Annotated in this window: 13 protein-coding genes; 2 read left to right on the top strand and 11 right to left on the bottom strand. The window is 45.7% G+C overall.

The genetic code is table 11. From position 1 onward, the window contains the following. Together JCM10914_RS11025 and JCM10914_RS11020 are read right to left on the bottom strand one after the other, a co-directional pair. On the bottom strand, positions 1-1,302 hold the full coding sequence (locus JCM10914_RS11025) for an acyltransferase domain-containing protein (RefSeq protein ID WP_023960741.1): 1,302 nt from the start codon (positions 1,300-1,302) through the stop codon (positions 1-3). Beyond that, positions 1,296-2,645, bottom strand: a complete 1,350-nt coding sequence (locus JCM10914_RS11020) for a DUF4832 domain-containing protein (RefSeq protein ID WP_023960739.1) — start codon at positions 2,643-2,645, stop codon at positions 1,296-1,298. The genes JCM10914_RS11025 and JCM10914_RS11020 overlap by 7 nt, the downstream gene beginning before the upstream one ends. Before the next feature lie 343 nt (positions 2,646-2,988). Between JCM10914_RS11020 and JCM10914_RS11015 the strand changes: the two genes are divergently transcribed. Continuing rightward, the gene (locus tag JCM10914_RS11015) at positions 2,989-4,011 is read left to right on the top strand and encodes a LacI family DNA-binding transcriptional regulator (RefSeq protein WP_023960736.1); all 1,023 of its coding nucleotides are present in this window, start codon (positions 2,989-2,991) and stop codon (positions 4,009-4,011) included. Positions 4,012-4,242: 231 nt separating this feature from the next. Here JCM10914_RS11015 and JCM10914_RS11010 read toward each other — a convergent pair whose 3' ends face one another. Further along, positions 4,243-4,614: an iron chaperone gene (locus JCM10914_RS11010; protein ID WP_023960735.1), complete on the bottom strand. Its 372-nt coding sequence runs from the start codon at positions 4,612-4,614 to the stop codon at positions 4,243-4,245. Between the two features lie 214 nt (positions 4,615-4,828). Here JCM10914_RS11010 and JCM10914_RS11005 point away from each other — a divergent pair, with 214 nt between their 5' ends. Next, positions 4,829-5,416: a YdeI family protein gene (locus JCM10914_RS11005; RefSeq protein WP_023960733.1), complete on the top strand. Its 588-nt coding sequence runs from the start codon at positions 4,829-4,831 to the stop codon at positions 5,414-5,416. A gap of 10 nt (positions 5,417-5,426) precedes the next feature. Here the strand turns inward: JCM10914_RS11005 and JCM10914_RS11000 are convergent, their stop codons facing one another. The 8 genes from JCM10914_RS11000 to JCM10914_RS10970 form a co-directional block, all read right to left on the bottom strand. Continuing rightward, the gene (locus tag JCM10914_RS11000) at positions 5,427-6,134 is read right to left on the bottom strand and encodes a DNA alkylation repair protein (protein ID WP_023960731.1); all 708 of its coding nucleotides are present in this window, start codon (positions 6,132-6,134) and stop codon (positions 5,427-5,429) included. 49 nt (positions 6,135-6,183) lie between these two features. Further along, positions 6,184-6,753, bottom strand: a complete 570-nt coding sequence (locus JCM10914_RS10995; protein WP_023960729.1) for a YdeI family protein — start codon at positions 6,751-6,753, stop codon at positions 6,184-6,186. A 219-nt stretch (positions 6,754-6,972) separates the two neighbouring features. Then, positions 6,973-8,580 carry a response regulator gene (locus JCM10914_RS10990; protein WP_052019724.1) on the bottom strand — a complete coding sequence of 536 codons (1,608 nt, stop codon included), beginning with the start codon at positions 8,578-8,580 and terminating at the stop codon, positions 6,973-6,975. Beyond that, positions 8,573-10,321: a sensor histidine kinase gene (locus JCM10914_RS10985; RefSeq protein WP_023960725.1), complete on the bottom strand. Its 1,749-nt coding sequence runs from the start codon at positions 10,319-10,321 to the stop codon at positions 8,573-8,575. Before JCM10914_RS10985 ends, JCM10914_RS10990 begins: the two co-directional genes overlap by 8 nt. Positions 10,322-10,458: 137 nt before the next feature. Further along, positions 10,459-12,093, bottom strand: coding sequence for an ABC transporter substrate-binding protein (locus tag JCM10914_RS10980; protein WP_023960723.1), 1,635 nt, complete (start codon positions 12,091-12,093; stop codon positions 10,459-10,461). A 72-nt stretch (positions 12,094-12,165) separates the two neighbouring features. After that, positions 12,166-12,798 (bottom strand): carbohydrate ABC transporter permease, encoded by a 633-nt coding sequence (locus JCM10914_RS10975; protein ID WP_023960721.1) that lies wholly within the window; start codon positions 12,796-12,798, stop codon positions 12,166-12,168. Beyond that, on the bottom strand, positions 12,798-13,061 hold the full coding sequence (locus JCM10914_RS30085; RefSeq protein WP_231638610.1) for a hypothetical protein: 264 nt from the start codon (positions 13,059-13,061) through the stop codon (positions 12,798-12,800). Before JCM10914_RS30085 ends, JCM10914_RS10975 begins: the two co-directional genes overlap by 1 nt. Before the next feature lies 1 nt (position 13,062). After that, a complete protein-coding gene (locus tag JCM10914_RS10970; RefSeq protein ID WP_023960719.1) occupies positions 13,063-13,956 on the bottom strand; it encodes a sugar ABC transporter permease in 894 nt (297 codons plus the stop codon). Positions 13,957-14,022: the final 66 nt, after the last annotated feature.

Below are 14,022 nucleotides of genomic sequence, written 5' to 3'. Positions count from 1 at the left end.
TTAACTCCCCTTCAAATGGCTGTCAACGGTTCTGCGGAATGCTTCAATGTCGGAATCGGTTATGTAGGGCATCATCCCAATCTTTTGGATTTCTTCTCTTAGAACAATCATGCTTAATGTATTAAATCGAGCCCCTGTCTTCATGTACGCCGCGGCTGCTTTTTGCAGCGATGTCGTCCATTCGCCGGAGCTAAGAGCCGGATCGGCCTTCCAATCCCCGAAGGCTTCATAACGCAGCATACCGTCTCCTTCCATGGTCGGATAATTATAGAATTGCCGCTGAACGTGCACAATGTTGCTTTTTTCGTTATCCAAAACAAGCGATAACCGGGTATCATACAGCCAACTTGCACTCCAGAAGCCTCGGATAGATAATTCCGGGAAATATTGGTCATAGAACTTAATCGCCATCGCCATTGAATTCTTCACCCTGTCGGGCGTGTATCCGGGTCCGGATGGGATGTGAAATCCTAAGAGCGTATCTCCTTGTTGCAGAACAGGCGTCCATTCCGCCTTTAAGATTGGCGTCGCTTCTTTTTCCACGAATCCCATGGGATTGATCCGGTTGGCAATCACGAAAATATCATTTTCCTGCCATTCCGAAGTGAAGCTGCCTTGAGCGTCGTAAACATCATTGATTCCATTCCTTTGTCCATCACTGCGGAACTCTTCCCCGGCGTGCCGAAGGGCAATCACCTCATGCGTGTTCGCATGACGAAACATCGTGAAGGAATCTTCAAATCGATATGGAATAAAGTAAAACCGGTCGAACAGAAAGATCGAACAAGTATAGAAATTCATCACCCACGGGAAATCATGCACCTTAGAATCGCCGTGCAACACCATTTTTTCCAACTGAACCTTCAACGGTTGATGAGGAATCGGCACGTAGTACGCTTTAGGTACGGAGCGCTCCTGCAGCATTTCCAAGGAAGGGGATACGCAAGCCAGCAGCAGGAGAAACGAATATAAGTCCCCATATTCCTTCATGCATCCGGGAGTCATATTCGTATAATAGGTTTCATCACAACGATTCCGCACCGTGCACATGTCATGCACTAGAAATTGGGTGAAGTGAAGCAACACGGCATCTGCCTCTATCGCTTCTATCCCATGAAGAATCCACTGCTGTGTATGCTCAGGAAGTTGATATGGCTCAAAGAGTTCTCCCAGAAACTCACGTGGAATGAGATGCGGCTGATTATCCGGTTCATAGCGGTTATACTTTGCTTCCAATCCATCCGGCAGATAATCAAAATTGCAGATGGCCGTACATTCGTTAAAATTCAACTGATTCACCATTTCGTTCCCTTCCCCCGTTCAACAAACAGCTTACCCATCGGATAGTAGCCGTCCCGAATTCCATCAATCGCAAGCTGGATATTCCCGATTTCTGTCACGCCGGTTTCTATGCCAACCTCAAGCCCGTACTCTCCTTCCGGCATATCGGCCGGTAATGAGAAGCTTTCTTCCCACGCAATGTCCACCTGGGGCAGCCATTCCCGAATGTCTTCTTTACTATGGAGCGTGTAAGTCTGATCATGGCCGATTAGCCTCACTACAAGTAGATAACGGTTATAGATCGGAGCGACTCCTACATTAGCCCACAGAGCAGTAATACCCAGCTCACCGCCCGCTTTCACTCCCGAATCGTACGTGAATTTCCTCAATTCAAAGCGGTATCCCATCTGGTTCAGCCACGCCTTGACATTCTCTTTCCATGGCTCCGGGACCACCGTTGCTTTATTGTTAAATGAAGAGATGTGCCACTTCAGCGTTTCTTGGATGATATAATCGATATCCCATCCCTGGACATACCAGTCATTCATGTGCCAACAGGCTTCAAATAAAATCGGAGCTTTCTCCCAGGCATCGGCCATATGAAAATTCTGAATATTCTGAGGATAGAAATCCGTCATATGCGACCACTGGTCGCCATGAAACCCGCCCATATCACCCAGGCAATCGACACGAAATCCGACTTTGGCTTTACGGTCTTTTATAATCCCGATCGACAACGGGTCATGCAGGAGAGCCTGGAGAGGCGTTATTTTAAATCCATCCAGATAAGCGTCGGTAATGGGCCGAATGGCCTCCGGCTTTAAAAACTCCGTTCCTCCGCCTTCTCCCCAAGCCCCGACAATCGTCATATCCACCGAACTGATGACCGGGTGTCCGTCAAACCGTGCGGCAAATGCTTTGATAAACTCAGTCCAATACGCCACGTATGGGGTTGTTTGTGGATCCACTCTCCAAAATGGAAATTCGGGCTCCTCTGGACATTCCGCCCGGAACCATGCAGGAATATCATCCTCTTCATTTAACGCATACGGCGAGCAACGAACGACGGCCGTGCAGCCTAACGATTTTGCGTAGTCCAGCTTTTCCTCCAGCACTTCCCACTTGAAAACCCCTTTGCTTACTTCCAGGTCCCGCCAGCGAGCGCTGCAGAAATACACTTTGCTGTCAGGATGATTGAACGTCTTGCTGCTGTCCGTGAACTTGTATTTGTTCTGTTCTTTTCCTCGATTGTCGTAAATATGGTCTGGTTCTCCCATTAACCCAGGCGCTGCAGTAAAACCGATGCCTGGATTGCTCAGGATGTCATCTGATATCGTTGGGTAGACCGTCACGGCCTTGTTCATAATCCCATCAACCCCTCGTCATGTGCTCCACACACCTTGCTTTTTGTTACGTTATTTGTTACGTTAATTCGATCATTTATGTCATTTTGTTTAGTAACCTCATGTTATATCACCTGCGCCTATTCATGCAATATAAATTTGCAGAAATTTAAAATTTCATGTAACATAGCGCGACATAAATATGTTATGATAGACTTTAAATAATCAATTTCTATAAAATTCGTTCAACGCAACAAACAACGCAACAAATTCAATGAATTGAGTAATCATTGTCGAGCATGTAACATTACTATAAACTCTAAATGGTGATGATTAGTAAACTTAAAAGGAGAAATGTTTATATATGAGTACGATTCGGGATGTTGCTAAATTAGCCAATGTATCCACCGCAACCGTATCCAGAGTTTTGAACAATGATACGAAATATAAAATCACGGATGAAACCCGCGAGAGGGTATGGCAAGCCGTAACCCAGCTTAACTATAAAATCAGTTCAAGTCCCAAGCGGAAAATTGCAATCAAGGATCATGTCGAGAGCAAGTCCCATATCAAAATCGGATGTGTACTAAGCGTTACAAAGGATAAATATAACGATCCTTATTTCATGTCAATCTTATCCGGTGTGGAAGAGCGCTTGCTCAGTGCAGGCTATAACATCGCTTTTATCCGGACTGGAATTGAACTGAATGACAACAAGATTCTATTCAACACCTTCAGTGAACCGATTACCGGTCTAATCCTGATGGAGTCTTTGAATAGCGAGACCTATGAGTATATACGTAAGCAGGTCCCTTATATCGTGGGCATTGATACGGAACGAGGGGATATCGACAACGTCGGCTATGACCATTACAATGTTGCATCCATGGCCGTTAACCATCTCATTGATAAAGGCCATACCCATATCGGATATATCGGGGGTAGCGGATTAACAAGCAACTTGAAGGACAGCCGCCGCTATCGCGGCTACTATTCCACCATGCATGCTGCCGGATTGTCCGTGAACCCCGATTGGGTGATTGATTGCATGTGGGATGAGGCAGTCTGTATCGAGAAAGTCAATCAATTATGTAAAACCAAGAATTACCCGACCGCCTTCTTTGCCGCAAGCGATCTGATGGCCATGGCCGCCCTCAATGGCTTATATAACAACGGCATCTCTGTTCCACAAGAGGTGGCTGTCATTGGTTTATCCAATATCGAGGTTTCCAAGTACTCCAATCCTCCGCTATCCACGATTGATATACCTACCAAAGAGATCGGCATGGTCGCTGTCGATAATTTAATAGACCGCATTAACGGAAACGTTCTGCTGCCCAAGAAAGTGATATTGCCCAACCGCTTAGTTGTACGCAGCTCAACTTAGTAGGCATAGCCAAGGCAAACAGAATAGCTTTATCTACCCACAACAAATCAAGCACCCTGACAAGGTGCTCTTTTTTCTTAGCAAATGAATAATAACAAGAGTCTGGTTCTCGGAATGATAATGACGTGTTCGACGATCAGCCGAGCTTCGATTCAATAATGAGAGTGCTGTGTAATGAAAAAAACAGCAGGCCTGCCACGTTACGGCAGATCTGCTGCTCTCGAATCTATTCTATTTCCGCCAAAACGTTGAACAATCTGCTTTATCTGCGATATTGAATTCGATCATGCTCTCAAGCAAGGAATAATTCACAGGAACATTCCAACCGATACGGACCAGTTCCTTCGTGTGATCATAACCAGCCTGCGCTATATCATCCGCGAAACGAGCAATCCCAGCCTTCTCTGGGGCAAACGCCATATGATGCTTGGATACGCTGAAGCCAATGATAAATGTATCATGATCGGTGAACATCGGTTGATTCCACGCGAATTTTGGCTTTAAATTTGGAAACTTCTCAGTAATCCAAGCGAAGACCTCTTCCATTCGAGCCCGATGGTCCGGGTTATCAATGCCTTTCAAAAAATCTGCAAAAAGCTCCATGTGGGGTTCCCTCCTCCAATATAACGATGACTTCTCCAATTTCATCCATTATACTATAATCCTCTCTCCTGCTAATTCAAAGACCGAAGCCCTTATATTAGGTTGAGCACGAGGTCATAATATATGGAAAGACTTAAACTGTACAATACAAAAAAAGGCATTACAATAAGTCTATTAGATCGTTGATCCCGAATTTGAAAATGAGGTGCGCTTGATGACCAACACTAACCCTAAAGTTGATGAATATCTACGTAAGACTAAAAAGTGGAAAACAGAATCCGAAAAGCTGAGAGAGATTATTCTTGACTGTGAACTGATCGAAGACTTTAAATGGATGCATCCTTGTTATACATTTCAGAATAAGAACGTTGTATTAATCCACGGCTTTAAAGACTATTGTGCGGTTTTGTTTATCAAAGGATCTTTATTAAAGGATACGCACGGCATACTGATTCAACAAACGGAAAATGTTCAGGCAGGACGCCAAATCCGGTTTACTCATGTTGAACAAATCACAGAAATGGAAAACATCTTGAAAGCCTACATCCATGAAGCCATCGAAATTGAAAAAGCCGGTCTGCAAGTGGATTTCAAAGGGAATGAAGAGCTCGCCATCCCTGACGAACTTCAACATAAGTTCAAAGAGATTTCTGGATTGCAGACGGCTTTTGAAGCTTTAACTCCAGGTCGTCAGCGAGCATACATTCATTACGTTAATCAGGCTAAACAGTCCAAGACCCGGACGTCGAGGGTCGAAAAATATGTGCAGCAGATTCTTGATGGGAAGGGATTAAACGATTAGGTGTTTTATACTAACACCTTACATATTTGCGTTTAAAACCGAGCTTCCCTCTATCCACTTCTTTTTGAATATTTTCGGAAGCGAGCAAAATGCTGTTTTTCTTCTTGTCCCGCTTGATTTCGACAGGTCCTATAGCCTTTGCAGTCTCAACCGCCATATCATGGAGCGGCAAATAAGAGATCGCCGTCGTGTAAACAAAATTATTCATCGCAGATTTCGTTCGATCTGGGGAACCGTGAATCGTATTCTTCACTTGATCCAGCATACTAGCCATCTTATTGCTGTCAAATTCAGCATCCGGACGGTTGCCCAACAGCCAGCAGTAACAGCTCCAGCCTGCTGACATTCTAAGCTCTTCACCGCTTGCGATCCACTGATCGGCAACGATTTGCGCGATTTCGGTCTCTGCCAGGGTCACGGCAACCACATAATCGGACAACATATAGAAATACGCACCATCTATCCAACGTTCGAAATCTGCCTCCGTCATGATCATAGGGTCCGCAATGACACCGGCAAAATACATGGCGTCGTAATTTCCAGTGGCATAAAGCTGCTCCGCTAACGGTTGATTATGCTTGATTTGCTTGGCGAGTGGCTTCATCGCACCCGTAGCCACCCCAAACAGTGGCTCGTGTGCCCCATTACCTGTGTACATTTTTTTCATTCGTTCTTTACCTAATGATTCCAGTTCCTGCATCACTGTCTGGAAATCCATCGTACTTCACTTCCCTCTATTAGCTTCTCTCTATCTGATATAGAACATATTAATAATCTAGAAGGCGTCCATTATCATGCCATTGACCGTACATTTTATTAACTTTTGTGTTTGATATAAATTTGTCTAATCGGCTATTGAATAATTCCGGTTGATTTTTGATACTTTGTATCGTGTCGATCCGTACCCTTTTATAAAGAGATGGAAATGCTAGAAAATTCTCAAATACTTGCCTTTCCTCTTTTAGCCTTTCCTCTATAATCCCATCTATTCTAAAAGAATCATGGTTCATATCAGGAAGTACCTTTCTTCCTTCATCACTCATTAACCCCAACTTTTCGAGACGGCGGACACGTTCTTTATTCAATTCAGTCCAAGAACTTCTCTTGCTTCTAGGCGACAGTCTCTGCGCCACCCCCACATCAGATATTTTCTTCTTGACTCCATCGATCCATCCAAAACATAAGGATTCTTCGACCGCGTCCAAATATAGTAACGTTCCGGGAGTTGGTGTCATACTTACAATGACCCAACAAAACTTCTCAGTCTTACCATTCTTCTGTAGCCATACCCTCAAATCTTCTCTCGATTTTACTGTGATTAGATTTTCAATTTCCATAGTTAAACTATACCTCCATCATAGCAAATGCAATTTGTTTTTAGTATACAATAGCGCCAAAGACTGAGATGGAAATGAATTCCCACTCGTCATGATTTTTTAGTTCTCAGTTATTATCATAAAAGAATAAGTATGACAATGGTCTGTCATACTTATTCAAAAAAATTCGAGTGTACTTTGAAGCCATATGTTATAGGCGTTTTCTTTAGCTACTATATGTTATCGTTCGGTGTAACGATAATCTCTGTAGTCCTGAGGCGTACAACCAACGATTTTTTTAAATAGGTACGTAAAATAAGCGGAAGTTTGAATACCAACCCGGTCTGCAACCTCATATATTCTAATATTGGGATCCTGCAACAGCTCTCTCGCCAGAGAGATACGAGTTTCCTGAACAAACTCCGAAATAGTGACCCCCATCTCCTTTTTAAACAACACGCTAAGATAGCTGGCATTCAGATTGAACTGTTCCGCCAGTTGTTTCACGGTCCAGTTCTCCTGCATGTGCTCTTTGATAAAGTCGGCGATTTTACGGATCAAATTGCGCTGTTGCCGATTCTGCTCCTTCTTCTCAAAAAGCATATAGTGATCGATGAATTCAATCAGGATTCCGATAATTTGTCTTGTATTACTGCAATCCAGGAGACGACGCCACATCAGGAGGTTCACGTCCATGTCAGGGCCGCCGTTCCACTTGAGGGCTCTGATCATCTCACTGAGAAAACTAATCCCGAAGGCCTGGACGTAAGAAAAGGAAAAGGATTCATTGGTCACAAAAAGATCAAAGATTCGGTTCATCTTTACTTTAGCCATGTCCCCATCACCGGATTCCAGCAGCTTCATAATGCCTGGGACCAGTTCTTCCTTCAGACGGAATTCCTTGAACTCTTGCGAGTCAAACTGATCGGTTCGAGCGATTTGCCCATCTGCCATAAGACGGGACTGCGCCATCATAAATTTTACTTCATGATAAAGAAGCGGTGTGGCTTCCCAATTCCCATCCATCCTGCTGCATCCAATGGTCACCTCAGCGTCGTGCTGCTCCCGCATCATATCCTGAATAAATGCTAACTGCTTCTCGATCCTGGCTCTTTCCACGGGTGATGGGTTTAGATGCAAAGCAACGATTTCATCAGGTGCTATCTGAGAGAGAAACAGCTTGAAATCCATCTGAGCCAGGCCGATTTCAACTGTATTCTTAAAGCCGCTTCCTAGCAGTACCCTCTCGATAGCTTCCTTACCGGAGGATAAATAATGATCGATGCCGAACACCAGTATTTGGTACCCCTCTTCGATAGATGGCAGATCCATTAATCGGTTCCAGGAGGATAACATCTCGTCCGATTGAGCAATACCCTCAATTAAATCGCTTACAAAACGCTCTTCCGTCAACTTCCGAGATTCAAATACGGTTTGTTCCAGTTCACGCATTTGATCTTCAAGCATTCTCCTCTTTTCAATTGTCGTTCTCAGCGCTGATAGCCGGTTGGCGACTTCATCCAATTTTAGCGGCTTCAGTACATAAGCCTGTGCTCCCACATCGATAGCATCCCGGACGAATTCGAATTCATCGTATCCGCTGATCATCAAAACCTGAAGATGTGGATAAATCTCCTTTGCCTTGGCAACCAGTTCGATCCCGTTCATACCAGGCATGGCCACATCTGAAATCAGAATATCGAAGTTGGATTGAGCTAACGTCTCCAGCGCCTCTTCTCCGGATCCCTCCGTAACTGGCGCGTCAAATCCCAGCTCGCTCCATTCAATATAACGAACCAGTCCCTGAATGTTTGATGGCTCATCGTCTACAATCATTACGTTAAGCAAGCCTGCCGTCCCCCCTATTCACATATTCTGAGCAAGCCGGGAAAACAACGGTAACCCGTGTCCATTTGGCATGCTCACTTTCGATAATGAACCGTGCCTCCAGTCCAAAATACAGACGTAGGCGTTCCTTGATATTGACCGTCCCGAATCCGTTACCGCTTCCGCTATACGACCCTTCCTCAATTTCAAGAAGGGTCGTATCGGATATCCCTCGGCCATTATCAAACACGGACATTTCGATCATTTTCCCGCGTTTCGTCACCGAAATCCGGATCACAGCGTCTTTCTTTCTCGTAATGGCACCATGCAAGTAACAGTTTTCCACGATCGGCTGCAGTATGGTTTTTACCGTATACAGAGGAAGCACGTCATCCCCAATCTCCCATTCGATAAGGACCCGGCCCGGATACCGCAGTTGTTGGATTTCCAGATAAGCTCTGACATGTTCCAACTCATCTCGTAGCGGAATCACGCTGATCTGACTATTCAATGTCAGCCGATAAAAGGTCGTCAGGGCATCGATGATCCGGATCTGCTCATCATCCTTCGCATCAAGTGCTCTCCAGCGGATCAGCCCGAGGGAATTATAGATGAAATGGGGATTGATTTGTGCCTGTAACGCTTTAAATGTCTGCTTCTTTTCCATCTGACCGGCCTTGGTAATATCTTCAACCAATTTTCCGAGCCTGGTAGACATGGAGTTAAACATGCTTTCGACTTCCCCCAGCTCGTCCTGTCCATAATGACGTACAGTCGCCTCAAATTCTCCCCGGGAAAGATCATTCATACGGTTCCCCAATCGCCGAATACGCCAGACAATGTTCTTGACAATCGTCAGCATGAGGAAAACTGATAATAATAGGAAGAAAGCTGTGATACAGGAGATCAGCATAAGCACGCTCCAACTCTGCTGATCCATTGATCTCATTTGGAAGACAGCAACCACGTTCCACCCTGATGACAGCGGCTTGACGATTATGTGTCCTCGGGGCTTGGATTCATCGGCTTTCAGGTTGCCACCAATTTGCCATTGCTTTGTTGCGGCGATGATTTGCCGTGACTGATCCAGGATATAGAGATTCCCTCGATCATGAAAGGGATGCCCCAGTAGTTCGCCGAATACAGCATCATAACTTAAAAGAATATAAACGACGCCAAGCACATCCCCGGTAGGACCGATAATTTTCCGGGTGATCATCACCTGGCTAGGATCATCTGGAACGATACTCCAGTGGAGCGCGTCAGGCGATTGAATGATCGCGTTGTACCAGGTTCGTTCATCGATTCCTGATATGTTTCGCGCCTCGGGTCTCCATAGCAGCTGACCGTCCTGCACCAAAGTCTCGTTGGTATGATAGATTCGGAGATCGACGATGCCTGGCAAATATTTGCTTGTAATTAAAAAAGTCCGGTCCACATAATTCACCGTGTCCACTACCTCAGGAGTATCTGCATAATCACGGCCAAGGCGGGCGATCAGCTCTCCGTCAGTTGCTGTCCTGACAGCAAGAAGATCATAGCTTCGCTTCCCGAAATCCACATTTCGTGCCGTTTGCCGCACTGATTCATCCACCGTCACCAAATAGTTTTGATGCAAGCTCCGGATGACCAAATAAATCGACCCGCTGCCAAGAATCAAGGTGGGCACAAGTAAAATCAGTACGTACATAATGAAGATTTTGCCGCGCAGATTCATTTTGCGTGTGAAGTTAATTACCTTTCTTTCCAGCCAGAGTCGCAAAGTAAGCCCTCCTTTACAAGAAACCGGTACATTTGTTAAGGCAAGATGAAGCAGGAATAAACGGGAACTGCCACTTTCGACAGTTCCCGTCTCCTCTTTACTGCATTTTAACGTTGCTAGGCATGTTATGAAGACTCTTACTCACTTTGAAGCTCCTCATGCCACTCCTGCTTGAGCTCACTCCAATGAGCCCGTTTTTCCAGAGCAGCCTGGAAATCCTCCCACGCCTGATCAAATTGTGAATCATCTTTAGCCATAATTAGTTTTGCCTTATACTCTTTACGTACATTATCAAGTTCAGGCAAATACTTCTCCCATAAGCCACCCGGCTTGGCCTTCACCATATCGTGCTTTTGAGCAACCCTGGTTCCTCCCATTTTGCCAATATTCTCGGTGAATTCGATCGTTTTGAATCTTCCCTTCGGTTCAGTTACTCCATAATTCCACCATGGGTACCAGTCATTACTGTAGGAGGAAGCGGCGTAAAGCTCAGGCGTGGTGCTTGCCTTCTTCGCTTGGTCGCCAGAGTCATGCAGGGTCTTATAATTCTCATCCGTATACACCCATGTTCCGAGGGGCTCATTCACCCAATCCCAGAACACCCCCGGCGGACCTTCATTAACCACTTGCTGCTGCTCGGGCTTGGGCTGCAGGGTGTAATCGAAGAAAGCAAGAATGGATTCCAGGTTTTTTGTGTTTTTATTGATAAATACGTCGTTGGCAGGATAAGGATTGATGATCTGATTCGCCCCGATGCTGCTTACGCCATCCACTTGCGGAAAGGGCATTACATCATAATACCATGCCGGTTCGGTCGGACCGTCCAGAATCTCCCACAACTGTGCGTCTAGATTAAAGAATCCGCCTACATTCATAGCAGTTCGACCGGATTTGTTTTTTTCTTTGTAGCGCTCTTTCTTGTCCGTGATTGCTTCGTGGTCAAGAAGGCCCTCCCGGAACATTCTGTTCATCCATTGGTATGCCGCTTTATATTGCGGATCGTCATAGATAAACTGATAGTCATTTCCTTGCTCCTCCACCGCAATGACACCACCAGCCGTGCTGACTGTGACACCAAATGTGCTAAGGATGACATTCTCATCGTTTGCGTCGGATAAAAAGCTGAGCGGAATCAAAGTTTGTCCGTTTTCATCTTTCTGTTTAGCCGCCAGTCTCAAGTACTTCTCGACACCGTCCAACGTGTTCAGATCGTCTATCGTCATACCGACTTTCTCCAGCACATCCGTACGGACAAACCAGCCATAGGAGGCCCAACCGGGCCAGGGATCATCCGGATTTTGATCAAACCACGTCGGAATGGAATAAATATGCCCGTCCGGTGCTTTCATTTGATCGAGATAAATTTTCGGAATAGAAGCAAGCCCGGGATATTTATCCGGCATATCAAAGTATTGTTCCAGAGGAAGAACACTGCCCGAACGCGTCATCGCTGTGGTCACGACATCGCTGCGTGAGAACAAGGCAGCATCCTCAAAGCCTCCCGTGTTTAATTTCAGATTCAATTCTGTCATCACGTCGCCCTGCGTAGCCTCGAGTTGCACGTCAATGCCTGGTTCCTCTTCTTTCCAATACGTTTGGAGCAGGCTTTTGTTGTTGATCGTTGCGTTCCATCCAAGCCACAGCTTAAAGCTATTTACTGGACTCCCATCTCCCTCTGTGCTACCGCCGCTCTGACACGCCGTTACCCCAAACATCAACAGAACCAGAGATAATAATGCGAGCCTCTTTACCTTCCTTTGACGTAAACTCATCACATGCATTCCTCCCTCATATTATTACAAGTTGGTCTATGATAGATCATCCTTATACCACGCAGCTCACAGTTATCCTTTTACAGAGCCGATAAGCACGCCTTTTACAAAATACTTCTGCAAGAACGGATACACACAAAGTATCGGAATAGCGCTTACCATAACGGTTGCCATTTTGATCGACATGAGCGTGACGTTGGATAGCATGGTACCTCGGGCCAAGGCTTCCTGGTTATTGTTGGATCCGAGGATGCCGGACATATCCTGGGCGGAAAGCAGCTGCTGCAGAAACGTTTGAACCGGGATCAGGCTCTGATCCGAGACATAAAATGCGCCAGAAAACCAATCATTCCAATGCCCCACAGCGGTGAACAGTCCAATGGCTGCAAGCATCGGTTTGGAAAGCGGCATAATGATGGTGAACAGAATCCGCACCGGGTTAGCCCCATCGATTTCAGCTGATTCGATCAATGCTTCTGGAATGCCCTGAATGAATTTCATCATCACAAACATATTCCATGCCGAGAAAGCTGACGGAATGATATACACCCAGAACGTGTTTAATAAGGACAATTGATATAACTGAATGTAAAGTGGAATTAATCCGCCATTAAACAGCATCGTGAGCAACACGTAGCCCAGAATGGACCTCCTGAAAGGGAGATACCGGTAGGATAATCCGTAGGCGACAAGCAGCGTGACCATCAGGCCCACCAGGTCCCCACTATAGTGCGGGCTATCGTAATCAAATAAGCATGCTGGATAACCGCATTTCCTAGTACAACCTCATAGTTGTACAATGTGAACTGCCGTGGCCACAGATAGACCCCACCTTTTGCCGCATCGCTACCAACGTTTAGGGAGACCGCGAGCATGTACATGAACGGGTATATCACCGAAATGCATAGCAGTGCCAACAGAAACACAATAACGACTTGACCCACCCGTTCTCTTACTGAAGTCCTCATATTACCAAAGCCCCTCTCCATTGATCTTTCGCGCCATCTGATTGGTACACAGCACCAACACCAGGCTGATCATCGAAGAAAGGAGACCGACCGCAGTGGCCATTCCGAAATAGCCCTGCTGCAAGCCGCTACGTAAAATGTACGTATCCAATACATCCGCGACCGGCTGATTGGCCGGGTTCATCAACGGATAAATCTGATCCATACCTACCGCAATAAGCCCCGGCATACTGAGAATCAATACGATGGTGACGGTCGGCATAATCCCCGGCAGGGTAATGTTGCGGATTTGAGCCAGCCTTCCTGCTCCCTCCACCCTTGCTGCTTCATAGAGCTGGGGGTCAATGGTTGTTATTGCAGCTAGATACAAAATCGTATTCCAGCCAACCTCCTTCCATAGCCCGCTCACTATGATCATGGGCCGGAACCACTCCGTAGATCCTAGGAAGAATATAGGGTCACCCCCCAGATTCACAATCAACTGATTGACCAATCCCCCGTCAAGCGTCAGTAGGGACTGAAGAATATATGCCACTACAATCCATGAAAAAAAATGCGGAAGATAGCTCACGGATTGGACAAACCGCTTATATCCTTTACTTTTCACCTCATTGATGAGCAAGGCCAACATAATGGGGGCTGGAAAGCCAAATGCAAATTTAAGAACCGCGATATAAATCGTATTTTTCACCACGATCCAGAACTGGTCGTCCTGTAAAAATGAAAAGTTCTCAAAACCTACCCAAGCACTGCTCCACATCGTGCTGCCAATGTGAAAATCCTTAAATGCCACTTGAATACCTACCATCGGAATGTAGCTGAATAGAAACAGCAGGATCACGCCCGGTAAAATCATCACATACTGCCAGCGGTATTTTGTCAGTCGTTCAAGCATTTCATCACCTCTGTATATCATTATAAAGAGGGTTTGTAAGCGGTAACATATAACAACGATTGGATT

Source organism: Paenibacillus sp. JCM 10914 (assembly GCF_001315105.1).
Lineage (GTDB): Bacteria > Bacillota > Bacilli > Paenibacillales > Paenibacillaceae > Paenibacillus_AQ.
The sequence above is the reverse complement of the archived record's forward strand: the minus strand, read 5'-3'. Positions and strand labels throughout refer to the sequence as shown.

Excerpts from the sequence above, each read along its gene's own strand:
- JCM10914_RS11010 (WP_023960735.1), bottom strand. The coding sequence starts at position 4,614 with ATGGAGCTTTTTGCAGATTTTTTGAAAGGCATTGATAACCCGGACCAT.
- JCM10914_RS30085 (WP_231638610.1), bottom strand. The coding sequence starts at position 13,061 with ATGAGGACTTCAGTAAGAGAACGGGTGGGTCAAGTCGTTATTGTGTTT.
- JCM10914_RS11005 (WP_023960733.1), top strand. The coding sequence starts at position 4,829 with ATGACCAACACTAACCCTAAAGTTGATGAATATCTACGTAAGACTAAA.
- JCM10914_RS11020 (WP_023960739.1), bottom strand. The coding sequence starts at position 2,645 with ATGAACAAGGCCGTGACGGTCTACCCAACGATATCAGATGACATCCTG.
- JCM10914_RS10995 (WP_023960729.1), bottom strand. The coding sequence starts at position 6,753 with ATGGAAATTGAAAATCTAATCACAGTAAAATCGAGAGAAGATTTGAGG.
- JCM10914_RS11015 (WP_023960736.1), top strand. The coding sequence starts at position 2,989 with ATGAGTACGATTCGGGATGTTGCTAAATTAGCCAATGTATCCACCGCA.
- JCM10914_RS11025 (WP_023960741.1), bottom strand. The coding sequence starts at position 1,302 with ATGGTGAATCAGTTGAATTTTAACGAATGTACGGCCATCTGCAATTTT.
- JCM10914_RS11000 (WP_023960731.1), bottom strand. The coding sequence starts at position 6,134 with ATGGATTTCCAGACAGTGATGCAGGAACTGGAATCATTAGGTAAAGAA.
- JCM10914_RS10970 (WP_023960719.1), bottom strand. The coding sequence starts at position 13,956 with ATGCTTGAACGACTGACAAAATACCGCTGGCAGTATGTGATGATTTTA.
- JCM10914_RS10975 (WP_023960721.1), bottom strand. The coding sequence starts at position 12,798 with ATGGTCACGCTGCTTGTCGCCTACGGATTATCCTACCGGTATCTCCCT.
- JCM10914_RS10980 (WP_023960723.1), bottom strand. The coding sequence starts at position 12,093 with ATGAGTTTACGTCAAAGGAAGGTAAAGAGGCTCGCATTATTATCTCTG.